Below are 23,980 nucleotides of genomic sequence, written 5' to 3' on the forward strand. Positions count from 1 at the left end.
CAGGCATGAGGCGATATCTGGCGGGTTTCAGCACCCGCCGGGATGGCAACATCGCGATCATGGCAGCGCTCTCGGCGCCATTGATCATTTCCACTCTGGCACTTGGAATCGACTTTGGCGCGATGACGTTGCAGCAGCGCCGCCTGCAGCAATTGAGCGATATCGGCGCCATCGTCGCCGCCTCCGACATCAACAACGCCGCCAGCAACCTGGTCACGAACTACCAGCAGAACGGCTTGAACGTCGCGGTAAAGTCAGGCGTGGCTTACGCAACATCGTCTGGAACCAAGCTGCTGAACGCTGCCCAGCTCGACACTTATGATGCCATCGTCCAATACACGCCAGGGATTTATCTGGCCGACCCAGCATTACCTCCGGCGCAGCGTTTCGTGGCCGGCACCCAGCCCTATGATGCCGTCAAGGTTGCGATCCAGCAGAAGGCGCAGCTGACCTTTGCAGCCTCCATCATCCCGCCCCCGACGCTCGGCGCGACCGGAACCGCATCCGCCTCCAAGCTCGCCGCCTTCTCCGTCGGCTCGCGTCTGGCGAGCCTCAACGGCGGCATTCTCAACGCCGTTCTCGGCGGTTTGCTTGGAACCACCGTCTCGCTCAAGGTGGCCGATTACGACGCACTCGCCGCCGCCAATATCGACCTGCTGTCCTATCTCGACCTTCTCGCGACCAAGCTGAACCTTACCGCCGGCACCTACGACGACCTGCTGGCAACCGACATCTCCTATCCGCGCCTGCTCGACACGCTGGCCGCCACGCAAGGGCTGACACCAACCGTCAGCAAGGCGATCACCTCGCTTTCCAAGGGGCTCGGCACCACACAGATCAAGGTCAAGCTGCAGAACCTCATGAGCCTCGGCTCCGTCGGCGAACGCATGATCGGCTCCGGCTCGCATCTGCTGCTCGAGGCAAGCGCACTCGACATCATCTCGGCCAGCGCCTTCGCCGCCAACCAGGGCAAGCAGGTCGGCGTCAATCTCGCAGGCACCGTCCCAGGGCTGACCAGCGTCACGCTGAAGATCGCGATCGGCGAACGCCCCAAAGGGACCGCCTCCAACGCCATCGGCACCACGGGATCGGCCGTCCGCACCGCGCAGATCCGCATTGCCATCGAAGCCGGTGTGACGGGGCTCAGCACCATCGCCGGCATCAAGGTTCGCGTGCCGCTCTATGTCGAGGCCGCCTATGCCGAAGCCAAGCTCGCGAGCTTCGCCTGCCTCGGCGGCGGCCCGAAAAGCGCCAGCATCGGCGTCGATGTCGTGCCAGGGGTCGCCGAGATCGCGCTAGGCGATGTCGATCCGACCGCCATGGCCAATTTCGGCACCAAGCCCCGCGTCACATCAGCCACCATCATCGACGCCCTGCTCCTCAAGGTGAACGCGCTGGCCGATATCAACCTCACCAACACCAGCAAGACGCGCCTGACATTCCAGCCGAACGACATCACCAACAAGGCGATCAAGAATGTCTCGACAAGAGACACGTTGACCTCGGCCGTGCAGTCGCTGATCGCCGGCACCGATATCCAGATCCAGCTGCTGATCCTGACACTCGGAACCAACAAGGCGGTGATGCAGGCAATCGCCGATACGCTGTCGAGCGTCACGACGCCCCTCGACGACGTGCTCTACAACACGCTGCTGATGCTGGGGATCAAGATCGGCGAGGCCGACGTGCGCTTCACCGATGCGCGTTGCCAGCAATCCGTGCTGGTGCAATGAAAAAGCCCGGCGCGATGGCCGGGCTCCTTCGATATCGTTTTTGTTAGCGATTAGCCGTTGACGGCCATCCGCTTCTCGTCGCGACCGCTCTTCATCCGCTCGGAGAGCAGGAAGGCAAGCTCGAGCGCCTGGTCGGCATTGAGACGCGGGTCGCAATGCGTGTGGTAGCGGTCGTGCAGGTCTTCCGCCGTCACGGCGCGCGCGCCACCCGTGCATTCGGTCACGTCCTTGCCGGTCATCTCGATGTGGATGCCGCCCGGATGCGAGCCTTCCGCACGATGGATCTGGAAGAAGCTTTCGACTTCCGACAGGATCCGCTCGAACGGACGGGTCTTGTAGTGGTTGAGCGTGATCGTGTTGCCGTGCATCGGATCGCAAGACCACACGACCTTGCGGCCTTCCTTCTCGACAGCGCGAATGAGGCGCGGCAGATGCTCGGCGACCTTGTCATGGCCGAAGCGGCAGATCAGCGTCAGACGACCGGCTTCATTCTGAGGGTTCAGAACGTCGATCAGGTTCAACAGATCGTCCGCCTGCAGCGTCGGGCCGCACTTCAGACCGATCGGGTTCTTGATCCCACGGCAGTATTCCACATGCGCGTGATCGAGCTGGCGCGTACGGTCGCCGATCCAGATCATGTGGCCAGACGTGGCGTACCAATCGCCCGAGGTCGAATCGACGCGCGTCAGCGCTTCTTCATAGCCGAGAAGCAGCGCTTCGTGGCTGGTGAAGAAATCGGTCTCGCGCAGGCTCGGCTGGTTCTCGGCGGTGATGCCGATCGCCTTCATGAAATCCATCGTCTCGCTGATGCGATCCGCCAGCTTGCGATAGCGCTCGCCCTGCGGGCTGTCCTTGATGAAACCGAGCATCCACTGATGCACGTTCTCGAGGTTGGCATAGCCACCCATCGCAAACGCGCGCAGAAGGTTCAGCGTCGCGGCCGACTGGCGGTAAGCCATGGCCTGGCGTTCCGGGTTCGGAATACGCGCTTCCTCGGTGAACTCGATGCCGTTGATGATATCGCCACGGTAGCTCGGCAGCGACACACCATCGAGCGTTTCGATGCCCGACGAGCGCGGCTTGGCGAACTGACCGGCGATACGGCCGACCTTGACGACAGGAAGCTGCGCACCATAGGTCAGCACGACAGCCATCTGCAGGAAGGCGCGGAAGAAGTCGCGGATGTTGTCCGCGCCATGTTCCGCGAAGCTCTCGGCGCAATCGCCACCCTGCAAGAGGAAGCCGTTACCTTCGGCCACATTGGCAAGATGCTTTTTGAGACGACGCGCCTCGCCTGCGAAAACGAGCGGAGGATACGACGCCAGCTGGGCTTCCGTCGCCGCAACTGCTGCCTGATCCGGATAATCCGGAACCTGCTGGATCGGTTTTTGCCGCCAACTGTTCGGAGTCCAATTCTGTGCCATCTCGTTCACCTGTCTCAGTATCCGGTACCGGCCGGATATCCCGTCTTTAAAATACTGGCGGCTTATAGCCGTTTAGCTTCATCTTGCATAGCGGGGTTCGGCGCGCTTTTGTCCGCCTCATCGCGCCATGCAATGACGCCCTATAAAGGTATTCCCGGCCGCGTTTTCAAACATCTGCAGCGCGCTTAACGTTCGATATACCAAGACGCTTTGTATCTAATTTATGCTTTGACACTAAGGATCGTCCCGTTTTCAGACAGCCGAGCATGATGCTCCCGCTTTTTCAGCCATGACTTTTCCCGTTTCAGGATATTTCCAATGCGTATGTTTGATCGCCTCTTGGCGGATCGATCGGGCAATTTCGGCCTGATTACCGCCCTCCTCGCTGTTCCGCTGATCGGCGCTGCCGGCCTCTCGATCGATTTCTCGCATGCACTCAGCATGCGCACGCAGCTTCAGGCCGCAGCCGATGCCGCAGCCGTCGGCGCCGTCGCGCAAATGTCGCCGGCGATGAAACAGGCGCAGACCATGACCGGCGACGGCCCGATTGCGACGGGCAAGACAGACGCTCAGGAGCTGTTCCGCTCACAGATATCAGGCGAAGCCGCCAACTTTCCGATCGACGTCAGCGTCGATGTCGTGAAGACCGGCAGTGCGCTGACCTCATCCGTCACCTTCCAGACGCGGGTGCCGACCACATTCATGCAGATCCTCGGCCAGAACAGCATGCCGATTTCAGGCACCGCCACCGCGCGCTACGAAACGCCGTCTTACATGGATTTCTACATGCTGCTCGACAACACGCCTTCGATGGGCGTCGGCGCGACGCAGGGCGACATCGACAAGATGCTAAAGGCCACGAAGTCTGGCTCCGACGGCACCTGCGCATTCGCCTGTCACATCGTCTCGACGTCAGGCGTCGAGGACAAGAACAGCTATTACAACATTGCCCGAAACAACAAGATAACGATCCGCATCGACGTGGTCGCTCAGGCGGTCAAGGCGCTGATGGCGAAGGCGACAGACACGCAGACGATGGACAAACAGTTTCGCGTCGCTGCCTACACGTTCGGAAAGACCGCGCAGGACGCCAAATTGTTCAAGGTCGCCGAGATCAACAACGACCTCGGCAAGGTCGCGACGGCAACCACCGCCATTCAGCTGATGAGCATCCCGTACCAGAACTACAACAACGACCAGCAGACGAGCTTTGATAGCGCGCTCTCCGGCATCAAGGACGAGATCAAGGGCACCATTGGCAAAGGCACGAGCGACGCCGACCGCCAGAAAATCGTTTTCTTCGTGGCCGATGGTGTCGGAGATAGCGCCAAGTCGTCAGGCTGCACCAGCCCGCGCGGCGCCAATGGAAACCGCTGCATCGAGCCCATCGACGTAAAGAGCTGCACGGCGCTCAAGGACAAGGGCATCAAGATCGCCGTCCTCTACACGCCCTACCTGCCGCTGCCTGAAAACGGCTTCTACAACGATTGGGTCAAACCTTTCGAAGGCAAGATCTCGACGAAGATGCAGGAGTGCGCAAGCCCGGGCCTCTACTTCGCCGTCAGCCCAACCGACGGCATCGCCGAAGCCATGCAGGCGCTGTTCATGAAGATCGTCAGCACGCCCCGTATTACCAGCTAAGAGGTATCACCAGCTAATAGGCGCGGGTCAGACCCGCACGCCATCCTTCAGACGGTAGCTCGGCGCATACATGGTGACCAGCTCCTCGGCTGCGGTCGGGTGCACGGCCATGGTCCGGTCGAAATCGTCCTTGGTGCAGCCGGCCTTCAGCGTGATGCCGAGCAGCTGCGCCATCTCGCCGGCGTCATGGCCGAGAATATGGGCGCCGATAACCTTGCGGCTTGCCGCATCGACGATCAGCTTCATGATCATCTTCTCGGTACGCCCCGAAAGCGTCGCCTTCATCGGCCGGAACTGCGCGCGGTAGACCTCGACGTCGCTATAGCGCTTGCCGGCCTCTTCCTCGGTCAGCCCCACCGTGCCTATCTCGGGCTGCGAGAAAACAGCGGTGGCGATCGTATCGTGATCGGGCTTTGTCGGGTTGTTCTTGTATTCGGTCTCGATGAAGCACATCGCCTCGTGGATCGCCACCGGCGTCAGCTGTACCCGGTCGGTGACATCACCCAGCGCGTAGATATTCTCGACATTGGTGCGCGAGTAGTCATCGACCACGATGGCGCCCTGCGCATTCATCTCGACGCCCGCCGCCTCGAGCCCGAGCCCATGCGTGTTCGGCACACGACCGATGGCCAGCATAACCACGTCGGCACTCATTGTTCCGTTGTTGAGCGTCTCGACAACAAGCCCGTCCGCACCCTTCGCCACGCTCTTCAGCATGTCGTGGCACTGGATCTTGATGCCCTTGGCCACCATCGCCTCGTGCAGGCCGCGGCGCAGGTCGTGATCAAAGCGCGACAGGATTTCCGCCCCGCGATAGACGAGCGTCGTCTCTACGCCGAGCCCATGGAAGATATTGGCGAACTCGACCGCGATATAGCCACCACCGACAATCACGATCGAGCGCGGCAGCTCCTCCAGATGAAACGCCTCGTTGGAGGTGATGCAGAGATCATGGCCGGGCAGCGCGCCGTGCAGGTTCGGGGTGCCGCCGGTCGCGATCACGATCGTCTTCGCTGTCACCGTCTTGCCGGTATTGACCAGTCGCACGGTGTGCCGATCGACGAGTTCTGCGCGGGTGTCGAGTATCTCGGCGTTGGCGCCCGAGAGCCCCTTCTTGTAGAGCCCCTCTAGCCGGGTGATCTCGGCGTCCTTGGCCGCGATCAGCTTCTTCCAGTCGAACGTGCTTTCGCCGACGGTCCAGCCGAAGCCTGCCGCATCCTCGAAATGCTCGTGATATTGCGAGGCATAGACGAAGAGCTTCTTCGGTACGCAGCCGCGAATGACGCAGGTGCCGCCGTAGCGATATTCCTCGGCGATCGCCACCTTCTTGCCGAGTGCCGCCGCAACGCGTGCGCTGCGCACCCCACCCGAGCCGCCGCCGATGACAAAGAGGTCGTAATCATAGGCTGTCATTGGGAATCTCCGGCAGGAATCGTCAAGTGGAAGGAAGGCTTGATATAGTACCGATGCCGCCAAAAACAAAAGCCCCGGCGAACCGGGGCTTCGTTAATGCGCGATGATGCAAGCCTTACGGCTTGGCAGCAGGCTTTGCGGCCGGAGCTGCCGGATCGGTGCCGGCGGCCGGGGCCGGCTTGATAACCTTGGCAAGCTCGGTGCTGGTCGACTTCTGCAGGTCGCGGGAGATGCCCTGCGCCCAGATGTCGGCGGCCTTGACGGTTTCGCGTGAAGCGATCGGGCCGTCCTTGAGGAGCTTCTGGCCAACCGGCGAGCCGTAGAAGGCGGCAATGGCGTTGAGTTCCTCGACCGTGAACGCCTTGGCGTAGGTCACCGCGGCTTCCTTTTCGAGATCGGCACGACGCGGTGCAAGCGCCAGCGCCTGCTTGTCGACTTCGGCGGTGATCTGGTCCTGGTAGTTCGGCGAATCCTGGATCAGGTCGGCCTTCAGGCGCTCTGCGAGGCCCGGCAGGATATTGTCGAACTGTGTGGTGGCGCCGATCGCGTCGATAGCCGCGCGGGCTGCCTTCAGCTGTTCCGGCGACGCTTCCTGCGCGTGGGCTGCAGAGCCCAGGACAACACCCGAGAGAATGACGGTCGCAGCAGCAAAACGGCCAAAACCTGCAAATTTATTCATGAGTTCCAACTCCTGTTACCTTGTTGCCCGCAGCTCGCGCGCGCCCGCCGGACCGGCGATGATCGCCAGCGCGGCCATATTGAGAAAGAGCCCGTGCTCCACAACGCCGGGGATCGCATTCAACTGAGTTGAAAGCGCCTCTGCATCAGGAATACGGCCAAAAGATGCATCGATAATGTAGTGTCCGCCATCCGTGGTGAAATTGCCGTCGCCGGATTGGCGAAGCGTCAATTCACCTGAAAGGCCAAGCCTTGCGGCCGTCTTTTCGATCGCGATGCGCGTCGAAACGAGGCCGAACATGTTGACTTCGATCGGCAGCGGGAACGCGCCCAGCGTATCCACCAGCTTGCTCTCGTCGGCGATCACGATCATGCGGCTGGAGGTGGCGGCAACGATCTTCTCGCGCAGCAAGGCTCCACCGCCGCCCTTGATCAGCCCGAGCGCCTCATCGACCTCGTCGGCGCCGTCGATCGTCAGATCGAGTTCCGGCAGTTCGTCGAGCGACTTCAGGGGGACGCCGAGCTCGACGCAAAGCCGTGCCGTGCGCTCCGATGTCGGAACACCCTCGACCTTGAACCCGTCCGCGACCTTCTCGGCAAGCAACCGCACGAACTCCTCGGCCGTGCTTCCGGTTCCGATCCCAAGACGCATTCCATGCTCGACATGGGCGAGTGCCGCAGCCGCGGCCTTGATCTTCATTTCGCGGGCGTCCATGCGCCGCTTACTCCCAGTGTTACGTTACGCATTGTTACGTTGGTTGCGTTGTTTACACGGCCAGCCAGTCAAACGAAAGCCAAAATAACGTCGCGCTTTGGAAATCCGAAGCATATGCGCGAGGCCTGCCAAACCGGGTCAAAGCGTTGCTTTTGCGGCCTTCATCGCTTAAGTCGGATGCATCCCAACACTGAACAGGCGAAAACTCCATTGACCCCTGCCCTAGTCGTCTTCGATCTCGACGGAACGCTCCTCGACACCCATGTCGACCTTGTCGACAGCCTCAATTACACGATCGCCGCACTCGATCTTGCGCCGGTCACCTATGACGACCTGACGCACCTCGTCGGCCATGGCGCCAAGGTGATGATCGAGAGGGCCTGCAAGCTGCAGGGGCATCCGCTGGAGCCCGAGAAATTTCCTGATCTGCTCGAACGCTTCATCACGCATTATACGGACAACATGCCGGGCGCGACGGTCCCCTATCCAGGGCTGATCGACGCGATGGATCAGCTGAAAGCCAAGGGATACAAGCTCGCCGTCTGCACCAACAAGCTGGAGGGCCTTGCCCGTACCCTGCTGGAGCGGCTGCAGCTCACCCATTATTTCGACGCCATCACCGGCGGCGACACATTCGCGGTGCGCAAGCCCGATGCCGGCCATCTGCTCGGCACGATCGAGAAAGCAGGCGGCGACCCGAAGCGCACGATCATGATCGGCGACAGCGCCAACGACATCCTCGTCGCGCGCAATGCCGCCATCCCCTCGATCGCCGTGCCCTTCGGCTATTCCGACGTTCCGATCGAAAGCCTGCAGCCAACGCGCATCATCAAGACCTTCAGCGAGCTCACGCCTGCGCTGGTGGACGAACTGATCGACACGGCCGACCTGCGCAACGCTGGCTAACATTATATGTCAAAACAGGGTTGTTTTGGCAGAAAACATCATCTCCCGATTGCCGAGATGGCACCGCGTCACTCGCTGGTTTAGCGAATCGCGAGGCCAATCAAATAGCGATCAAACACAGTCGCGGCGCCGTGATTTCATGTGAAAAAACGTGCGCGCGACTGTCAGATACTCTTCACAATCCGGCCTCAATTGAGGCGCGAACTCGCTCTTGCCGAGGGTTATGTACGTCACATTGTGTGCAACAATGGATTGAGGAGATCTGATATGCGCATTCAATTTGCAGCCGCCGCAGCCGTGCTTACCCTCTGCCTTTCCGGCGCCGCCTTCGCCCAGCCGATGTATTCGAACGACTACAACAACGATAGCGACGGTTTCGCTCCCGTTAAAGTTGCTCCACCGAAGCCCGTCCACTACACGCAGCACAAGGCGCCGGAATATTCCGACGACTACACCAACGACAGCGATGGTTTCGCTCCCGTTCGCGTCGCACCGCCGGTCGACAAGATGTCGACGGCAAGCATCAAGCCACTCCCCCCATGCGCTGACTCGCCGAAAGGTCACGGCCTGCATACGGCAGGTGGTGACAGCGGCGCCTCGCATACCGATGCCTGCCGCGACGTCGGCACCAAGTAGACGCGAAAAAGCGAAAGGGCCGACGGATCGCCGGCCCTTTCTCACTATCAGCACCGTCTGATTCCGCGCTCAGCCGTTCACCGTCTCGCCGAAGACCGATTCGAACGCCTCGCGCAAAAGCACATCCACATCATCCATCGTCACCGGCAGGCCGAGATCGACGAGGCTCGTGACGCCGTAGGCCGAAATCCCGCAGGGTACGATTCCCCCGAAATGATCGAGATCGGGTTCGACATTGAGCGACAGCCCGTGAAACGTCACCCATTTGCGCAAGCGGATGCCGAGTGCCGCGATCTTGTCCTCCGCCACCGTCCCTTCGGGCAGCGGCGGCCTGTCGGGCCGACAGACCCATACGCCGACGCGATCCTCGCGGCGTTCGCCGCGCACGTTCATCTCCCCCAGCGTGCGAATGATCACCTCCTCCAGCGCCGCCACGAAGGCGCGCACATCCTGGCGACGACGTTTCAGGTCGAGCATCACATAGGCAACGCGCTGGCCGGGCCCATGATAGGTGTACTCTCCACCGCGCCCGGTGGCGTGAACCGGGAAGCGGTCGGGCTGCACCAAATCGCGTGCGTCGGCGCTGGTTCCGGCCGTATAGAGCGGCGGATGCTCCAGCAGCCACACCAGTTCGTCGCCACCCTCGGCAATCGCTGCCACTTCCTGCTCCATGATATCCACAGCCTCCTGATAGGGCACCAGCCCATCGGAGATCCGCCAACGCACCGGGCGTGCGCCGGCCTGTGGAAACATGGAAAAATCGAGGTCCGTTCGTAACATAGCCATTCCTTGCGGCCCGCAGCGCCTGTGAGCGCGGGCTTTTTCGAGCATCTATATGGCTCCGAATTGCTGCCTTTACAAACGCTGTCACCTTCTTTGAAAAAATCTGTCACATGGCCCTTGTGTCCCGAAAAACCTTTTGCTACATGCTGCGTCGCCGGCACAAACCGGCACCTACCACGATGCGGTCGTGGCGGAATTGGTAGACGCGCAGCGTTGAGGTCGCTGTGGGGCAACCCGTGGAAGTTCGAGTCTTCTCGACCGCACCATCTCTCTCCTGAGGAGTGAGACCAGCCAGAATACTGGCTCCCGGCGACGCAATATGTCGCCTGCGGCATCTCTTAACGAGAGATTTTATTGTTTATAACGGCTGATCCCAGCCCAATGAAATTTCTCGAAGATGTCCGATAAAACCGACCTGCACAATCCCCTGCAAGGCATGGCGCTGATGGCCGGCGCAATGATCGTCCTCCCCGCCATGGATGCCATCGCCAAGTACATGGCGACGTTCGAAGGCATGTCGCCCGGACAGGTCACCTTCTACCGATTCTTTTTCCAGCTCGTCTGTACGCTGCCGATTCTCTTCATCATGTTCGGCTGGGGCGCGCTGTCGGCCAAGCGTCCCTGGATGAATCTGCTGCGCGGCGCGCTGCATGGGGCAGCCAGCCTCCTGTTTTTCGTCGCCGTCAAATACATGCCGCTCGCCGACGTCTTCGCCATCTATTTCGTCGAACCCTTCATGCTCGCCGGCCTTTCGGCGCTTTTCCTCGGCGACAAGGTCGGCTGGCGGCGTTGGACGGCGATCGTGGTGGGCTTCGGCGGCGCAATGATCGTCATCCAGCCGAGCTATGAAGTCTTCGGCCTCAAGGCGCTGCTGCCCGTCTGCTGCGCCTTCCTTTATTCGCTCTATCTCTTCCTCAACCGCGCCATCGGCAATGCCGATTCGCCGTTGACGATGCAGACCATGGCCGGCATCGGCGGCACGCTCTTCATGTCCGCAGCGCTCATCGTCGGAAATGGCATGGGCGTCGGTGATTTCGACGTCTCGCTTCCGGCATCGCTGCTCGGCCTCGTGCTGCTGCTGATTCTCGGCTCGCTCTCCGGCTATGTGCACATGATCGTCGTCAGGGCCTTCCGCATGGCGCCGCTCTCGCTATTGGCGCCGTTCCAATATTTCGAGATCATCTCCGCCACCATCTTGGGCTACGCCCTGTTCGGCGATTTCCCGAACTTCTCCAAATGGATCGGCATCATGATCATCGTTGCCTCCGGCCTCTTCATCATCTGGCGCGAACGGGTGCAGGCGCGGGCAGCGAAACAGGCCTGAGCCGTAAACACCTTGTTAACTCCGCCTATTGAGAGAACATCAATTCGCTGGCGCTAGAAGAATCTTCGGCTTCATGATGAGGCCTGGAGAGAAAAGATGAGCGAAATTCGACTCGCTTTTCCGGCATGTGTCATCGCCGGAAAGCATCGACTTGGCGTGGAGGATATCGATCTTCTGCGCAGACACAGTTTTCCCGAGGGAATCAGAACCGCCGACGACGTCGTCGTCATGCTGGCACTGAACAACGCCTGCCCCGAGAAATGCCCCGAATGGAACACCTATTTCGTGGAGCAACTCGCGGCCTTCATCGTCCAATATAACTATCCGCAAGGCTCTCTCGACGAAATCAACGTCGCCTGGCTGATGCGCATGGTCGCGACCGATGGTGTCATCCATTCGGCGGTCGAGCTGGAGCTTGTGCTCCACATCATCGAGATTTCGGCCTACGTGCCGGACGAGCTGCGCGCCTTTGCGCTCGATCAGCTGCGCCTCGCGCTGTCGGACAATCGCGGCGCCTATCACAAGAGCCGAGCCATCGATCGCCGGGGAATCACCCGCCAGGATGTGGATTACATCATGCGCATCCTGCGCGCGCTCAGCGACGGCGGTACCATAACGGTACAGGCGCTCACCTGGGCGGTCATGATGCAGATCGGCGAAGAGACGCTACCCGCGTCGAACCATCCGCGCTGGTCGCAGATCGTCTCGGCGCTTGTGCTCACCGACTACGCCGAAGCGCCGCGTCGCACCCGCTGGCTCCGAATCGTCGACGACAGGCTCGGGACAGAGGCAGCCGTCGCCTGATCGCGGCGCTTCTCTCCGTGCCCTATCCGTGCGTGTCCTATCCGTGATTGTGCGTTCCAGTCTTTATGCTTAAGACTCGGAACGCAGGTCACGGGTGGAGTCTTCATGTTCACGAAAATTCTGATCGCCAATCGCGGCGAGATCGCTTGCCGCGTCATCAAGACGGCGCGCCGCATGGGGATTGCGACCGTCGCCGTCTATTCCGACGCCGACCGCGACGCGCTCCATGTCGAGATGGCAGATGAGGCCATCCACATCGGCCCGGCCGCGGCCGCCGAGAGCTATCTCGTTGCCGAGAAGATCATCGACGCCTGCAAAAAGACCGGCGCTCAGGCCGTCCACCCCGGCTACGGCTTCCTCTCCGAGCGCGCCTCCTTCTGCGAGGCGCTGGAGAAGGAAGGCATCGTCTTCATCGGCCCGAAGCCCAAGGCGATCAATGCCATGGGCGACAAGATCGAGTCCAAGAAATTCGCCAGCGCCGCCAATGTCTCCACCGTTCCCGGCTATCTCGGCGTCATCGAAAATGCCGAGCACGCCGAAAAGATCGCCGCCGAGATCGGCTATCCCGTGATGATCAAGGCGTCCGCCGGCGGCGGTGGCAAGGGCATGCGCATCGCCTGGAGCGAGGCGGAGGTGCGCGATGGCTTTGACCGCGCCCGCTCCGAGGCGAAGAGCTCCTTCGGCGACGACCGCGTTTTCATCGAGAAATACGTGGTCGATCCCCGCCATATCGAGATCCAGGTGCTGGCCGATGCCCACGGCAATGTCGTCTATCTCGGCGAACGCGAATGCTCCATCCAACGGCGAAACCAGAAGGTTGCCGAAGAGGCGCCCTCGCCCTTCCTCGATGAGGCCACCCGCGCCGCCATGGGCGAGCAATCGGTGGCGCTCGCAAAGGCCGTCGATTACCAGAGCGCCGGCACCGTCGAGTTCATCGTCGATCGCGACCGCAATTTCTACTTCCTCGAAATGAACACCCGCCTGCAGGTCGAACACCCCGTCACCGAACTCGTCACCGGCATTGACCTCGTCGAGCAAATGATCCGCGTCGCGGCAGGCGAGAAACTGCCCTTCGCGCAGAAAGACATCAAGCTCAACGGCTGGGCCGTAGAAAGCCGCATCTACGCCGAGGATCCCTACCGCAACTTCCTGCCCTCGATCGGCCGCCTGACGCGCTACCGCCCACCGCAGCAAGGCAAGGCCGGCAACGCGGTCGTCCGCAACGACACCGGTGTCTTCGAAGGCGCCGAGATCTCGATGTACTACGATCCGATGATCGCCAAACTCTGCACCTGGGCGCCGACCCGCACTGAGGCCGTCGAGGCCATGGGCGAGGCGCTGGATGGCTTCGTGGTCGATGGCATCGAACACAACGTCCCGTTCCTCTCCGCCCTGATGAAACACCCGCGCTGGCGCGAGGGCCGCCTGTCTACCGGCTTCATCGCCGAGGAATATCCCGATGGCTTCGCGCCCGTAGTGCCCGATCAGAGCCAACGCGCCACACTTGCCGCCATCGCTCTCTCCGCTTCGCTCATCGAAGCCAATCGCCGCGAAACCTTCGCCGACCGGCTGCGCAGAGCCACAGATCCGCTTCGCGATCACTGGTGCGTCCGGCTCGGCGACGACTATATAAACGTGCGCCTGCTAGACGGCCTCGTGACCGTCCCCTTCGAGATGGAAATGGACATCGCCGGGCAAACCTTGAGCGTCGTCACCGACTGGAGACCGGGTGATCCGGTCTGGCGCGGCAAGGTCGGCAAGCAGCCGGTCACCGCGCAGCTACGCCCGATCCTCAATGGCGTCAGGCTCGATTGGCAGGGCCTGTCGGTGAAATCCAAGGTGCTGACACCGCGTCATGCCGAACTCGACCGCCTGATGCCTGTCAAGCTGCCGCCGGATACCTCCAAGCTCCTGCTCTGCCCGATGCCGGGACTGGTCGTCTCGATCGCGGTCACCGAGGGTCAGGAAGTGAAAGCCGGTGAAACGCTTGCCGTCGTCGAAGCCATGAAGATGGAAAACGTGCTGCGCGCCGAGCGCGACCTGGTGGTCGGTGTCGTCAACGCCAAGCCGGGCGAAAGCCTGGCGGTGGACGCCGTCATCATGGAGTTCGCCTGACCCGTTCCGGCACACCAGACCGTCACGTTCCGCTCCGCATTTATTAACGCGTCGACGCTAATATTAACCCATCCGGATCCCGCCGGATGGAGTGAATGATGAGTGTCATGCAATCCGCCCTGCTGCTGCTGTTTATCAATCTCGGCATGCTGTGGCTCCTGATGCGAATGCCCCTGGGGCTGAGAACGCTGCATGTCAGCCGCTCCTTCGATTGCACGCCGGAAACGCTGTGGGCCGCCATGAACCCGATGGGTTCGAACGCCAGTTGGCACCATCAGGTGATATCAAGCCGCCAGATGGAAATGGGCGGCAATGTTGTCGAGCAGACCTACCACTATCAGGACAGAAACAACGCCCCCACGCGCCGCCTGCTCGCGATAGAGCCGCTGGTGGCCCTCGCCCCGAACGCGCAAGGCTTTCAATCGTCCATCGTCGATGACAGCACGCTCGATGCCTCCTTCTGGAAGGACTATCGCGAACGCCGCATCATCCGGCCCACGGCAGATGGCCGCGCGGTCCTGGAAGTCGACCAGACGGACCGCTATCGTGGCCTCGCCTTCCTGATCTTCCGCTACGTCGCGCTCCACCGCGAAATGAAGGCGCTTGATGGCTGGCTGAAGACCGGCATCTCGCAGCCGCAGGGCTATTTCGAACACCCGCTCGTGCAGGTCGCGCTCGCCATCCTGTCGACCCTGCTTCTCTGGCCCTTCCTCGGCCTCACGCAACGCGGCCTGATGATCTCGACCTTCCTGACGGTCGTGATCGCGCTACACGAACTCGGCCACATGGCCGCCTACCGCATGTTCGGCCACACGTCTGTCCGCATGGTCTTCATTCCCTTCCTGGGTGGCATCGCCATCGGCAGCCGGCCCTATCGGTCGCTGTTCGAGGTCGCGACCTGCGCCCTGATGGGAGCCGGCATGTCGGCATTCCTGGTGCCGATCCTGATGCTCGGCCATAGCTTCGCCGATCACGGCATCCTCCCTGCCGCCGCCGACGCGCCGATCCTCGTCTTCCTGTTGATCCTAGGCGCCTTCAACCTGCTCAATCTGCTACCCATGCAGCGCTTCGATGGCGGTCAGGTGCTGCGGCAGATATTCAGGACCCATCGCTCGCAGATCCTGGCGAGCTTTCTGGTCACGCTCTGCATCCTCGCTGTCGGCGCCGAAATCGGGCTTTCGGCCCGCTATCTCGTCATCGGCCTGCTTGTCTTCACCCTCGTCAGCCTCATCGGTGGCGGCTCCTACAAGCCGCGCCAGAAGCTTGAGGAGATGAATGGCGGCGAGCGCATGCTTGTCTCCTTCGGCCTCTACGCCGCCATCGCCATGCACGGCTACGCCGTCATCACCGCCATCGACCGGCTGTTTTGACGCAGATGGTATAAAGACCGGCGCAAGCCGCTCATCTGACAAGGATTTTACAAAGCGGCGCGGCTTTTCCCTTGAGCCGCGCTCCCTACGCGTGCAAAAGTCCGCCCGATCAAATCAGCATATTGGAGACTACCATGGACGTTCGCGCCGCTGTTGCCGTACAGGCAGGAAAACCACTCGAAGTGATGACCGTGCAGCTCGAAGGCCCAAAGGCCGGCGAAGTGCTGATCGAGGTGAAGGCCACGGGCATCTGCCACACCGACGACTTCACGCTCTCGGGCGCCGACCCGGAAGGCCTGTTTCCGGCCATCCTTGGCCATGAAGGCGCTGGCATCGTCGTCGACGTCGGCCCCGGCGTCACCTCGCTGAAGAAGGGCGACCACGTCATTCCCCTCTACACGCCGGAATGCCGCGAATGCTATTCCTGCACCTCGCGCAAGACCAACCTCTGCACCTCGATCCGCTCGACCCAGGGCCAGGGCGTGATGCCTGACGGCACCTCGCGCTTCTCGATCGGCAAGGACAAGATTCACCACTACATGGGCTGCTCGACCTTCGCGAACTTCACCGTTCTGCCGGAAATCGCGCTCGCCAAAATCAACCCCGACGCCCCCTTCGACAAGGTCTGCTACATCGGCTGCGGCGTGACGACGGGCATCGGTGCCGTCATCAACACCGCCAAGGTCGAGATCGGCTCCACCGCGATCGTCTTCGGCCTCGGCGGCATCGGCCTCAACGTGCTGCAGGGCCTGCGCCTTGCCGGCGCCGACATGATCATCGGCGTCGACATCAACCCTGATCGTAAGGAATGGGGCGAAAAGTTCGGCATGACCCACTTCGTCAACCCGAAGGAAGTCGGCGAAGACATCGTGCCTTATCTGGTCAACATGACGAAGCGCCACGGCGACCTGATCGGCGGCGCCGACTACACCTTCGATTGCACCGGCAACACCAAGGTCATGCGCCAGGCGCTCGAATCCTCGCATCGCGGCTGGGGCAAGTCGGTCATCATTGGCGTCGCCGGCGCTGGCCAGGAAATCTCCACCCGTCCGTTCCAGCTGGTCACCGGCCGCAACTGGATGGGCACCGCCTTCGGTGGCGCACGCGGTCGCACCGACGTGCCGAAGATCGTTGACTGGTACATGGAAGGCAAGATCCAGATCGACCCGATGATCACCCACACCATGCCGCTCGAAGACATCAACAAGGGCTTCGACCTCATGCACAAGGGTGAATCGATCCGCGGCGTGGTGGTCTATTGATCACCCAGCCAAACTATACGGTCGACGCGCGGAGGCTCGATGAGCTCTCCGCCGTCGAGCTGTACACTCTGTTGAAAATGCGCGTCGACGTCTTCGTCGTCGAGCAGAACTGCCCTTATCCGGAACTCGACGGAAAGGACGCGGACGCCCTGCATCTGCGCCTCCTGCAGGATGGTGACCTTCTCGCCGCAGCCCGCATCTTCGCACCGGTAGACAAAGATGCACCCGCCAAGATCGGCCGCGTCGTCGTCTCGCCTGATCATCGCGGCAAACGCCTCGGCGACGCGGTCATGCGCGAGGCCATTTCCGTATGCGAAGAGCGCTATCCGCAAGCCCCGATCTACCTCTCCGCCCAAAGCCACCTCTCCCGCTTCTACGGCAGCTTCGGCTTCGAGACGACATCAGAGGAATATCACGAGGACGGAATCCCGCATGTCGACATGGTCAGGGCGGTACGCTGAGCTGACGACCCAAACCAGCGAACCCCACCCTGCGGATTCGCTGGTTTTCACAAGGCCGGTTTGTTAGATTTGTATCTGACATCCGATCCTGCCCAAAAGGGCTCAGGGAGCACTAAGACACACCCACCACGCAATGCGGCACGACTTTGAAATGGCCGGCGGCTTTTTCACAAATCGGTCCTGATTTGGGAGCCATCGGCAGCTGAGGAGGAGAAGCTGAGCATGGCATATCAGGTATCGATACACCCCGCGCTCGATGGCGGGGTCAAGAAAGGCCAGGCGAATTTCGGTGGCGGCACACTCGTCTGCGCCTGCGCCAGCCGCCCGGTCAAGGTGGCGGTCAAGGGCACGGTCGCCCATAACCATGCCTGCGGCTGCACCAAGTGCTGGAAGCCCAAGGGAGCCGCCTTCTCCGTGGTCGCGGTAGCCTCGACCGACAGCGTCACCGTTCTCGAAAATGGCGACAAGCTCGCCGTCGTCGACAAGGACGCGCTGATCCAGCGCCATGCGTGCAAGGAGTGCGGCGTCCACATGTACGGCCCCGTCGAGCGCGACCACGCCTTCAAGGGCCTGTCCTTCGTCCACCCCGAACGCTTCCAGGAACCCGGCTGGCCCGAACCCACCTTCGCCGCCTTCGTCTCCTCGATCATCGAAAGCGGCACGCCACCTTCGGCGATGTCCGGTGTTCGCAGCCGCCTCGGTGAACTCGGTCTTGCGCCCTACGACTGCCTGAACCCGACGCTCATGGATGTGCTCGCGACCTTCGCCGCGAAGAAGGCCGGCACGCTGAAGGAGGCGTGAGGATCAAGCTCACCGTGAAACCCGCTGCGCGCCGGCCGGCGCGCAGCCCACCATTTCATGCCTGTGTCGACATGACATTGCTGGTCTTCAAAGGACCGAATTGCTACATCTGGAGCGACACAAAAGCGTCAACCGCATTCCGTGAGGGATTGAAATGCCACGTCAATTCGACAAGGAAGCAAGTCCGGAGCAATTGGCCGCGCTGTCCGATGACGATATCGATACAATCGACATTCCCGACCTTGACGAACGCTTCTGGGAACGCGCAAAGCTTGACCAGCCTTCGTTCATTGCTGAACTGGAGGCGGCGATCGATGTCGGCCTTAAGAGTGGTCCGTCGGAGCCGATGGAACCCATGAGCGTGCTGATTGCCCGCTTCCGCAAGAACTTGAAATAGAAGACACCGACAAACACCCATGCACCATATCTACGTTGACGCAGACGCCTGCCCGGTCAAGCCCGAGGTCCTCAAGGTCGCCGAACGCCTCGGCATTGAAGTCACCTTCGTCGCCAACTCCGGCCTGCGCCCCTCGCGCGATCCGATGGTGCACAACGTCATCGTCTCCAACGGCTTCGACGCCGCCGACAATTGGATCGCCGAACATTGCGGATCGGGCGACGTGGTCGTCACCGCCGACGTGCCACTCGCGGTTCGTTGCGTCGCGGCGGGCGCCTTCGTCACCGGGCCCACCGGCCGCGTCTTCGACGACACCAATATCGGCATGGCCTCCGCTATGCGCGATCTCGGCGCGCATCTGCGCGAAACAGGCGAAAGCAAGGGCTACAACGCCGCCTTCAGCCCGAAGGACCGCTCCCGTTTTCTCGAAACATTCGATCGGCTGTGCCGCCGCGCCAAGGCCGTCACGCCACCACCAGGAGAATAGAATGAACATCCTATCCCAGGCGACCGCCTTCGGCGGCATGCAGGGCGTTTTCACGCATACGTCCGAGGCCTTGAAGTGTGACATGACCTTCGCGGTCTTCGTGCCCCCACAGGCGATCGAAAAGCCCTGTCCGGTTCTGTGGTATCTCTCAGGCCTTACCTGCACCCACGCCAACGTCATGGAAAAGGGCGAGTATCGCCGCATGGCAGCCGAGCTCGGCCTGATCATCGTCTGCCCAGATACCAGCCCGCGCGGTAACGACGTGCCGGACGAGCTGACCAACTGGCAGATGGGCAAGGGCGCCGGCTTCTATCTGAATGCCACCGAAGAGCCCTGGGCCGAAAACTACCAGATGTACACCTACATCACCGAGGAACTTCCCGCCTTTATCCGCCCGCACTTCCGCATGGACATGGATCGCCAGGGCATCTTCGGCCATTCCATGGGCGGCCACGGCGCCATGACCATCGCGCTGAAGAACCCCGACCGCTTCAAGAGCTGCTCCGCCTTCGCGCCGATCGTCGAGCCTTCCACCGCCGATTGGTCCGCCCCCGCCTTCGAAAAATATCTCGGCGCCGACCGCGCCGCATGGCGCCAGTACGACGCTTGCGCCTTGGTCAAGGATGGCGCGCGCTTCCCGGAATTCCTGATCGACCAGGGCAAGGCCGACGGCTTCCTGGAAAACGGCCTGCGCCCCTGGCTCTTCGAAGAGGCGATCAAGGACACCGATATCAAGCTGACGCTGCGCATGCACGAGCGCTACGATCACTCATACTACTTCATCTCGACCTTCATGGACGATCACCTGAAGTGGCACGCCGAGCGTCTCGGCTGATAAGGCGCCTGAAACACGATCGGCCCCCGAAGGGGCCGATCGGTCGATGCGCTCGTCCCCGACGCATCCGAATTGTCGTCTCGGCAAACGAGCCGATTACGCGTTGCGCTTGTCGATCGCGAATGCGCCCGCGCCTGCGAAGACCAGGAACAGGAAGACAAAGCAGTAGAGGATTGCTTCGGCGCCACCGTTTACGGCAGGGAAGAAGCCGCTTGGGAAGTGCGCCATGAAGTAGGCGACAGCCATCTGGCCAGCGAGGATGAAGGCAACCGGACGGGTCAGGAAGCCGACGAGGATCGCGATGCCGCCGATGAACTCGAGCAGGGCCGCGAACAGGAACAGCGGCGACAGCGGACCGCCGGCACCCTGCGGGATCGGGAAGGCGAAAAGCTTCATCGTGCCATGCTCGATGAAAAGCAGGGCGGTAACAATACGGAGCGCAGCCAGCGCGTAGGGCTGGTACGCGTTGAGGCGTTCGAAACTGGGCATAAGTCTCTCCTTAAGTCATAAGACAGAGGAGCGTTAGCGATCTGGTTGAAAACAGAGAAGTCACGATTTCTGATGCTCCCATCACATCCACTTGATTTTCATCATTTTTCCACGGCATCTTCACCTTAGAGGGGAATATTGTCGTGTTTCTTCCAGGGATTGGTAAGGTCCTTGTTGCGCAGCATCTTCAGTCCGCGCGCCAGCCGACGCCGTGTCGAGTGCGGCATGATCACCTCGTCGACATGGCCACGCTCCGCCGCCACGAACGGCGAGAGGAACCGCTCCTCGTACATCCTGGTATGTTCGGCGATCTTTTCGGGATCGGCGATGTCCTTGCGGAAGATGATCTCGACCGCGCCCTTGGCGCCCATCACGGCGATCTGCGCCGTCGGCCAGGCATAGTTGAGATCCCCGCGCAGATGCTTCGAGGCCATCACATCGTAAGCCCCGCCGAACGCCTTGCGGGTGATCACCGTCAGCTTCGGCACGGTCGCCTCGGCATAGGCGAAAAGCAGCTTCGCCCCGTGCTTGATCAGCCCGCCATATTCCTGCGCCGTGCCCGGCAAAAAGCCCGGCACGTCGACGAAGGTGACGATCGGGATATTGAAGCAATCGCAAAAGCGCACGAAGCGCGCCGCCTTGCGTGAGGCGTCGCTGTCGAGAACGCCGGCCAGCACCATCGGCTGGTTGGCGACAAAGCCGACGGTCGAGCCCTCGATCCGGCCGAAGCCACAGACGATATTCTTGGCGAAACTTGCCTGGATCTCGAAGAAATCCCCCTCGTCCGCCGTCTTCAGGATCAGTTCCTTGATGTCGTAAGGCTTGTTGGCATTGGCGGGCACCAGCGTATCCAGCGACGCATCCGTCTCGGTCACCGACTGGTAACATTCGATCTCGGGCACCGCAGACGTGTTCGATTGCGGCAGCAGATCGATCAACCGGCGCACCTGCAGCAGCGCCTCGACATCATTGTCATAGGCGCCATCGGCGATCGAGGATTTCGTCGTGTGCACCGAGGCACCGCCGAGTTCCTCAGCCGTCACCGTCTCGTTGGTCACGGTCTTGACCACGTCAGGACCGGTCACGAACATGTAGGAGGTGTCGCGCACCATGAAGATGAAATCCGTCATCGCCGGCGAATAGACGTCGCCGCCGGCGCACGGCCCCATGATGACGGAGATTTGCGGGATCACGCCCGAGGCCAGCACGTTGCGCTGGAACACCTCCGCATAGCCGCCAAGTGCCGCCACGCCCTCCTGGATGCGCGCGCCGCCGGCATCATAGATCCCGATGATCGGCGCGCGGTTCTTCAGCGCCATGTCCTGGACCTTGATGATTTTCTCCGCATGTGCCTCGGACAGCGAGCCGCCGAAGACCGTGAAATCCTTGGCGAAGACGAAGACCGTGCGGCCGTTCACCGTGCCCCAGCCGGTCACCACGCCGTCGCCGGCGATCCGGCTCTTCTCCATGCCGAAATCGCTGGAGCGGTGTTCGACGAACATGCCGAACTCCTCGAAGGAACCCTCGTCGAGAATGAGGTCGATGCGCTCGCGCGCGGTCAGCTTGCCGCGCTTGTGCTGCGCCTCGATCCTGGCCTCGCCGCCGCCCTTGCGGGCGATGTCACGACGACGTTCGAGCTCTTCGAGAATTTCCTTCAAGGCGACCTCCCGTTGCGGCGCGATTATTCCGAACCCGGGCTGAGCGTGAAGATCGACCGGATACGCGCTGAGATGTTTTCAGCAAGAATTTCGTCGGATGCGTCCGAAAGGTTCGAGCGGCTGAGCACATCGAATTTCGACACGGCGATCACAGTGCCGTCGTCGACGGAAGCCGCATCGACGGTAACATTCGCAGAACTCTGGCTCTTGTCGTATCCCTGCCCCGTGGTGACGGAAACGACGCGGATGGTGAGCACGACGCGTGGATAGACCTCGGTGCGAACGGTGGCGTTGATCGCCTTGTTGACGCGATCGCCCACGCCCGAAAGCACAGCCGGCGGCACTTTCGGTCCGGATAAGACCACGGCGCTACGCACGTCATAGATCGGCCCCGGCGGCTCCTTCGGCATCAACGAGCCGCAGGAAATGAGCGCCAAACCCGAAACGAGCGCGAGAAAAGACAGTAAAACCTTGGAAATAACCGACTGAAACATATTCATGACGAAAAACCGCGTCCACCCCATTAAGAGTCGCGATCTTCGCCATAAAGACGGTCATGGCAATCTATTTCAGCCCTTCAGTGCCAAAAAAGCACGCGTGGCGGACAGAAAATCGATGAAACGCAGCGCCCGGCGTTCTTCCGCCTCTTCGTCGCTGCCCCAGTGCTCGATCGTCCAGTCTTCTTCGAGATGCGCCAGCGACCACACCTCATTTTCGTCGAGCTCGCCTTCGGCAAAAGCCAGCGCCAGGAGCGCCGATCCCGTCAGCGTCGTGATCGTGTGCAGCACGGCGAGCGCGATCGCATTGTCGTGCTTGCGCAGCGCCGCCGAAAACGCCGCAATCGCGCTCTGCGGCTGCTGCTGGTGCACGATGCCCTCGGCGAGAATGAAGCGCGCGCCGAGCGCGTTCGACGCCCAATCAAGCACCGGATCCCAGAGCTTCGTCTGCCGCGCCACCAGCTCTTCCGGCCCCTCGGCGCGGTAGCAAAGCATGTCGGTGCCGGAAAACCGCAGTATGTCTTCGAAGACCGCCTGCGTGTCCGTTGCAACGCCATCGATCGCCGTGTTGATCAGCTTGGTCAACGGCATGGAGCCCGGGTCGATCTCGTCGCCCTGCGCCTTCCACTCGTCGGCCATCAGCTCGGCAAGCTTGCGTGTCGGAGCCGCGAGGAGATTGCGGGCCGGCGTGCGCACGGCCTTGCCGTCCAGTTCGACGACGAAGCCGGCTTCGGTACCTTGGGGGGCGGTGCCTTGGGCCTCGCTCACCGAGACGTCCTTGTAGAAGCGCTTCGGCAGCGGCTTCTTCATCTGGATCTGCGCGCGGCGGATCGGATCGGGATGGCTCAGCCCCTCGGACAGGTCGTTCAACAGATCACGCATGGCTCACCTCAGGAAAAATGCTTCAGTATATCGGCCGGATGGTAGGCGATCGTATCGGCGCCGGCCGCGACAAGGTCTTCGACGCTTGCATAGCCCCAGGACACGCCGATCGCCGTGGCGCCCGCTGCCTTCGCCATCTGCATATCGTAAATCGCGTCGCCGATCACAATGGTATCGGCGGGATTCATCCCCGTTTCGTTGCAGCATTCAGTCACCATGGCCGGATGCGGCTTCGACGGGCAATCGTCGGCGGTGCGCGACACGATGAAATCGCCGGAAAAGCCGTGCGTCTCCAGAATATGCACCAGCCCGCGACGCGACTTGCCGGTTACGGCGCCGATCAGCACTTCGTCCTTCTCGGCCAGCGTACGGATCAACTCGCTGATGCCATCGAACAGTGGCACGTCGACGCCGGCTTCGGCGCGCACATCGGCGTAGATCGCCTTGTAATGCGCCGTCATCGCCACCGCCTCGTCGTCCACATGCGGCTTGCCCTGCATGCGCGCAATCGCGATATCGAGCGTCAGCCCGATGATCGCCTTGGTCTGCGAGAGTTCGGGCCGGTCATGGCCGAAATGCACGAAAGTGCGTGCCATCACCTCGTGGATCAGCGCGGCGCTATCGACCAGCGTGCCGTCGCAATCGAACAATGCCAGTTTCATGCCTGAA

Annotated in this window: 24 protein-coding genes and 1 tRNA gene; 15 read left to right on the forward strand and 10 right to left on the reverse strand. The window is 61.5% G+C overall.

The features are described from left to right. Window positions 1-5 precede the first annotated feature (5 nt). Window positions 6-1,733, forward strand: coding sequence for a pilus assembly protein TadG-related protein (locus AC1DOG_RS20475; protein ID WP_477930619.1), 1,728 nt, complete (start codon window positions 6-8; stop codon window positions 1,731-1,733). 50 nt (window positions 1,734-1,783) lie between these two features. Here the strand turns inward: AC1DOG_RS20475 and AC1DOG_RS20480 are convergent, their stop codons facing one another. Beyond that, complete coding sequence (locus AC1DOG_RS20480) at window positions 1,784-3,157, reverse strand: class II 3-deoxy-7-phosphoheptulonate synthase (protein WP_018902356.1); 1,374 nt, start codon at window positions 3,155-3,157, stop codon at window positions 1,784-1,786. 318 nt (window positions 3,158-3,475) lie between these two features. Here AC1DOG_RS20480 and AC1DOG_RS20485 point away from each other — a divergent pair, with 318 nt between their 5' ends. Next, window positions 3,476-4,798 (forward strand): TadE/TadG family type IV pilus assembly protein, encoded by a 1,323-nt coding sequence (locus tag AC1DOG_RS20485; protein ID WP_477930622.1) that lies wholly within the window; start codon window positions 3,476-3,478, stop codon window positions 4,796-4,798. A gap of 27 nt (window positions 4,799-4,825) precedes the next feature. On the opposite strand, the gene gor is transcribed toward AC1DOG_RS20485, so the two are convergent. From gor to rpiA, 3 genes are all read right to left on the reverse strand, one after another. Then, window positions 4,826-6,211 carry a glutathione-disulfide reductase gene (gene gor, locus AC1DOG_RS20490; protein ID WP_477930624.1) on the reverse strand — a complete coding sequence of 462 codons (1,386 nt, stop codon included), beginning with the start codon at window positions 6,209-6,211 and terminating at the stop codon, window positions 4,826-4,828. Between the two features lie 115 nt (window positions 6,212-6,326). Continuing rightward, complete coding sequence (locus tag AC1DOG_RS20495) at window positions 6,327-6,890, reverse strand: DUF2059 domain-containing protein (protein ID WP_477930626.1); 564 nt, start codon at window positions 6,888-6,890, stop codon at window positions 6,327-6,329. 15 nt (window positions 6,891-6,905) lie between these two features. Next, window positions 6,906-7,604 (reverse strand): ribose-5-phosphate isomerase RpiA, encoded by a 699-nt coding sequence (gene rpiA / locus AC1DOG_RS20500; protein WP_477930628.1) that lies wholly within the window; start codon window positions 7,602-7,604, stop codon window positions 6,906-6,908. Between the two features lie 210 nt (window positions 7,605-7,814). On the opposite strand from rpiA, the gene AC1DOG_RS20505 reads away from it, so the two are divergent. Together AC1DOG_RS20505 and AC1DOG_RS20510 are read left to right on the forward strand one after the other, a co-directional pair. Further along, window positions 7,815-8,510 carry an HAD family hydrolase gene (locus AC1DOG_RS20505; protein WP_112945850.1) on the forward strand — a complete coding sequence of 232 codons (696 nt, stop codon included), beginning with the start codon at window positions 7,815-7,817 and terminating at the stop codon, window positions 8,508-8,510. A gap of 267 nt (window positions 8,511-8,777) precedes the next feature. After that, window positions 8,778-9,146, forward strand: a complete 369-nt coding sequence (locus AC1DOG_RS20510; protein ID WP_113199405.1) for a hypothetical protein — start codon at window positions 8,778-8,780, stop codon at window positions 9,144-9,146. A gap of 69 nt (window positions 9,147-9,215) precedes the next feature. Here the strand turns inward: AC1DOG_RS20510 and lipB are convergent, their stop codons facing one another. Continuing rightward, the gene (lipB, locus tag AC1DOG_RS20515; RefSeq protein ID WP_477930631.1) at window positions 9,216-9,932 is read right to left on the reverse strand and encodes a lipoyl(octanoyl) transferase LipB; all 717 of its coding nucleotides are present in this window, start codon (window positions 9,930-9,932) and stop codon (window positions 9,216-9,218) included. A gap of 178 nt (window positions 9,933-10,110) precedes the next feature. Here lipB and AC1DOG_RS20520 point away from each other — a divergent pair. The 11 genes from AC1DOG_RS20520 (at window position 10,111) to fghA (ending at window position 19,785) form a co-directional block, all read left to right on the forward strand. Continuing rightward, window positions 10,111-10,195 (forward strand) — tRNA-Leu (locus AC1DOG_RS20520). A 131-nt stretch (window positions 10,196-10,326) separates the two neighbouring features. After that, complete coding sequence (locus AC1DOG_RS20525; protein WP_477930633.1) at window positions 10,327-11,253, forward strand: DMT family transporter; 927 nt, start codon at window positions 10,327-10,329, stop codon at window positions 11,251-11,253. A 96-nt stretch (window positions 11,254-11,349) separates the two neighbouring features. Next, window positions 11,350-12,057 carry a hypothetical protein gene (locus AC1DOG_RS20530; RefSeq protein ID WP_477930635.1) on the forward strand — a complete coding sequence of 236 codons (708 nt, stop codon included), beginning with the start codon at window positions 11,350-11,352 and terminating at the stop codon, window positions 12,055-12,057. 105 nt (window positions 12,058-12,162) lie between these two features. Beyond that, window positions 12,163-14,172, forward strand: a complete 2,010-nt coding sequence (locus AC1DOG_RS20535) for an acetyl-CoA carboxylase biotin carboxylase subunit (protein WP_477930637.1) — start codon at window positions 12,163-12,165, stop codon at window positions 14,170-14,172. Between the two features lie 98 nt (window positions 14,173-14,270). Then, window positions 14,271-15,542, forward strand: coding sequence for a zinc metalloprotease (locus AC1DOG_RS20540; RefSeq protein ID WP_477930639.1), 1,272 nt, complete (start codon window positions 14,271-14,273; stop codon window positions 15,540-15,542). Window positions 15,543-15,676: 134 nt separating this feature from the next. Beyond that, the gene (locus tag AC1DOG_RS20545; RefSeq protein WP_113011352.1) at window positions 15,677-16,804 is read left to right on the forward strand and encodes an S-(hydroxymethyl)glutathione dehydrogenase/class III alcohol dehydrogenase; all 1,128 of its coding nucleotides are present in this window, start codon (window positions 15,677-15,679) and stop codon (window positions 16,802-16,804) included. Next, entirely contained in the window at window positions 16,801-17,265 is a 465-nt protein-coding gene (locus AC1DOG_RS20550; protein ID WP_477930641.1) for a GNAT family N-acetyltransferase, read from the forward strand. Before AC1DOG_RS20545 ends, AC1DOG_RS20550 begins: the two co-directional genes overlap by 4 nt. A gap of 222 nt (window positions 17,266-17,487) precedes the next feature. Beyond that, window positions 17,488-18,066, forward strand: coding sequence for an S-(hydroxymethyl)glutathione synthase (gfa, locus tag AC1DOG_RS20555; protein WP_477930643.1), 579 nt, complete (start codon window positions 17,488-17,490; stop codon window positions 18,064-18,066). Window positions 18,067-18,220: 154 nt separating this feature from the next. Beyond that, complete coding sequence (locus tag AC1DOG_RS20560; RefSeq protein WP_477930645.1) at window positions 18,221-18,463, forward strand: hypothetical protein; 243 nt, start codon at window positions 18,221-18,223, stop codon at window positions 18,461-18,463. A 19-nt stretch (window positions 18,464-18,482) separates the two neighbouring features. Further along, window positions 18,483-18,950: a YaiI/YqxD family protein gene (locus tag AC1DOG_RS20565; RefSeq protein ID WP_477930647.1), complete on the forward strand. Its 468-nt coding sequence runs from the start codon at window positions 18,483-18,485 to the stop codon at window positions 18,948-18,950. Window position 18,951: 1 nt separating this feature from the next. Continuing rightward, a complete protein-coding gene (gene fghA, locus AC1DOG_RS20570; RefSeq protein ID WP_477930649.1) occupies window positions 18,952-19,785 on the forward strand; it encodes an S-formylglutathione hydrolase in 834 nt (277 codons plus the stop codon). A gap of 96 nt (window positions 19,786-19,881) precedes the next feature. Here the strand turns inward: fghA and AC1DOG_RS20575 are convergent, their stop codons facing one another. The 5 genes from AC1DOG_RS20575 to AC1DOG_RS20595 form a co-directional block, all read right to left on the reverse strand. Continuing rightward, a complete protein-coding gene (locus AC1DOG_RS20575; protein ID WP_112945859.1) occupies window positions 19,882-20,274 on the reverse strand; it encodes a DoxX family protein in 393 nt (130 codons plus the stop codon). Between the two features lie 125 nt (window positions 20,275-20,399). Further along, entirely contained in the window at window positions 20,400-21,932 is a 1,533-nt protein-coding gene (locus AC1DOG_RS20580; protein WP_477930652.1) for an acyl-CoA carboxylase subunit beta, read from the reverse strand. Window positions 21,933-21,955: 23 nt separating this feature from the next. Further along, entirely contained in the window at window positions 21,956-22,426 is a 471-nt protein-coding gene (locus AC1DOG_RS20585) for a hypothetical protein (RefSeq protein ID WP_477930780.1), read from the reverse strand. 75 nt (window positions 22,427-22,501) lie between these two features. Then, window positions 22,502-23,311, reverse strand: coding sequence for an ATP12 family chaperone protein (locus AC1DOG_RS20590; protein ID WP_477930654.1), 810 nt, complete (start codon window positions 23,309-23,311; stop codon window positions 22,502-22,504). Between the two features lie 8 nt (window positions 23,312-23,319). Next, the gene (locus AC1DOG_RS20595; protein WP_477930656.1) at window positions 23,320-23,973 is read right to left on the reverse strand and encodes an HAD-IA family hydrolase; all 654 of its coding nucleotides are present in this window, start codon (window positions 23,971-23,973) and stop codon (window positions 23,320-23,322) included. Window positions 23,974-23,980: the final 7 nt, after the last annotated feature.

Source organism: Rhizobium sp. 01N48, assembly GCF_056399145.1.

What these genes read in the sequence shown, in the direction of transcription:
- gor (WP_477930624.1), bottom strand. Translation starts at nt 6,211, where the DNA reads ATGACAGCCTATGATTACGACCTCTTTGTCATCGGCGGCGGCTCGGGT.
- AC1DOG_RS20495 (WP_477930626.1), bottom strand. Translation starts at nt 6,890, where the DNA reads ATGAATAAATTTGCAGGTTTTGGCCGTTTTGCTGCTGCGACCGTCATT.
- AC1DOG_RS20545 (WP_113011352.1), top strand. Translation starts at nt 15,677, where the DNA reads ATGGACGTTCGCGCCGCTGTTGCCGTACAGGCAGGAAAACCACTCGAA.
- AC1DOG_RS20565 (WP_477930647.1), top strand. Translation starts at nt 18,483, where the DNA reads ATGCACCATATCTACGTTGACGCAGACGCCTGCCCGGTCAAGCCCGAG.
- AC1DOG_RS20535 (WP_477930637.1), top strand. Translation starts at nt 12,163, where the DNA reads ATGTTCACGAAAATTCTGATCGCCAATCGCGGCGAGATCGCTTGCCGC.
- AC1DOG_RS20540 (WP_477930639.1), top strand. Translation starts at nt 14,271, where the DNA reads ATGAGTGTCATGCAATCCGCCCTGCTGCTGCTGTTTATCAATCTCGGC.
- AC1DOG_RS20590 (WP_477930654.1), bottom strand. Translation starts at nt 23,311, where the DNA reads ATGCGTGATCTGTTGAACGACCTGTCCGAGGGGCTGAGCCATCCCGAT.
- rpiA (WP_477930628.1), bottom strand. Translation starts at nt 7,604, where the DNA reads ATGGACGCCCGCGAAATGAAGATCAAGGCCGCGGCTGCGGCACTCGCC.
- lipB (WP_477930631.1), bottom strand. Translation starts at nt 9,932, where the DNA reads ATGGCTATGTTACGAACGGACCTCGATTTTTCCATGTTTCCACAGGCC.
- AC1DOG_RS20560 (WP_477930645.1), top strand. Translation starts at nt 18,221, where the DNA reads ATGCCACGTCAATTCGACAAGGAAGCAAGTCCGGAGCAATTGGCCGCG.
- AC1DOG_RS20585 (WP_477930780.1), bottom strand. Translation starts at nt 22,426, where the DNA reads ATGTTTCAGTCGGTTATTTCCAAGGTTTTACTGTCTTTTCTCGCGCTC.
- AC1DOG_RS20510 (WP_113199405.1), top strand. Translation starts at nt 8,778, where the DNA reads ATGCGCATTCAATTTGCAGCCGCCGCAGCCGTGCTTACCCTCTGCCTT.
- AC1DOG_RS20595 (WP_477930656.1), bottom strand. Translation starts at nt 23,973, where the DNA reads ATGAAACTGGCATTGTTCGATTGCGACGGCACGCTGGTCGATAGCGCC.
- gfa (WP_477930643.1), top strand. Translation starts at nt 17,488, where the DNA reads ATGGCATATCAGGTATCGATACACCCCGCGCTCGATGGCGGGGTCAAG.
- AC1DOG_RS20480 (WP_018902356.1), bottom strand. Translation starts at nt 3,157, where the DNA reads ATGGCACAGAATTGGACTCCGAACAGTTGGCGGCAAAAACCGATCCAG.
- AC1DOG_RS20530 (WP_477930635.1), top strand. Translation starts at nt 11,350, where the DNA reads ATGAGCGAAATTCGACTCGCTTTTCCGGCATGTGTCATCGCCGGAAAG.
- fghA (WP_477930649.1), top strand. Translation starts at nt 18,952, where the DNA reads ATGAACATCCTATCCCAGGCGACCGCCTTCGGCGGCATGCAGGGCGTT.
- AC1DOG_RS20525 (WP_477930633.1), top strand. Translation starts at nt 10,327, where the DNA reads ATGTCCGATAAAACCGACCTGCACAATCCCCTGCAAGGCATGGCGCTG.
- AC1DOG_RS20575 (WP_112945859.1), bottom strand. Translation starts at nt 20,274, where the DNA reads ATGCCCAGTTTCGAACGCCTCAACGCGTACCAGCCCTACGCGCTGGCT.
- AC1DOG_RS20475 (WP_477930619.1), top strand. Translation starts at nt 6, where the DNA reads ATGAGGCGATATCTGGCGGGTTTCAGCACCCGCCGGGATGGCAACATC.
- AC1DOG_RS20485 (WP_477930622.1), top strand. Translation starts at nt 3,476, where the DNA reads ATGCGTATGTTTGATCGCCTCTTGGCGGATCGATCGGGCAATTTCGGC.